The following is a 613-nucleotide window of genomic DNA, read 5'->3' as shown; positions in this document are numbered from 1 at the left end:
GCCGAGACGATCACATAGAAATCGGTCACGCCTATAGTGGCGACGATGAGCGTTGCCCTCTTTGCCAAGCGATGTCCGCCCTTCAGCAAATCAGAGACGAAGCAGCTACGATGCCCAACGGGGGCGCATGGGCCGCAGGCATCGCAACTCTGTGCTTGGCGACTATCCCAGCTGTTGTGTCCGGAGTTGCGAAGCCATGACCGAAGCGGAGCGAAATGCGCTGATCGAGGAATGCGCGGTCGCGGCCGAGGCGCAGGACCGTGAGGGCTACGAATGGGTCCACAATAGCCTTTGGGCCAAGATCCTGCTCCGCGCAGGCAACAATGTTCGGCTGCTTAAGACGCGGCCAATCACCAAGCGCGGCACCGAGCTGAGCGTCCTTCGCCAAGCCATCATCGACAACACCCACGGCGACCTCTTCTGGATCGGCGAAATCCTTCTGAATGAACTGGAGAAGGAAACCGGTTTTGGCGCTCATGTGGGATCACCATCGCCGGGGGAAAAGTGAAAATATTTTTGCGCACTCTCGGCGTAACACCGGGCTTTGACTAAAGCGGCTCTTTTTCGGATTATCAGTTCGGAGTAGACTGTTCGTTATGACACTACCAGCACT

The 613-nt window shown here is 57.1% G+C and carries 1 protein-coding gene; it reads left to right on the top strand.

Features of this window, described 5'->3' with window-relative positions:
• The first annotated feature begins 196 nt into the window (after window positions 1-196).
• Entirely contained in the window at window positions 197-508 is a 312-nt protein-coding gene (locus CQ12_RS36360; protein WP_018272562.1) for a hypothetical protein, read from the top strand.
• Window positions 509-613 lie beyond the last annotated feature (105 nt).

The sequence above is a fragment of the Bradyrhizobium jicamae genome, assembly GCF_001440395.1.
Classification (GTDB): Bacteria; Pseudomonadota; Alphaproteobacteria; order Rhizobiales; family Xanthobacteraceae; genus Bradyrhizobium; species Bradyrhizobium jicamae.
The sequence above is the reverse complement of the archived record's forward strand: the minus strand, read 5'-3'. Positions and strand labels throughout refer to the sequence as shown.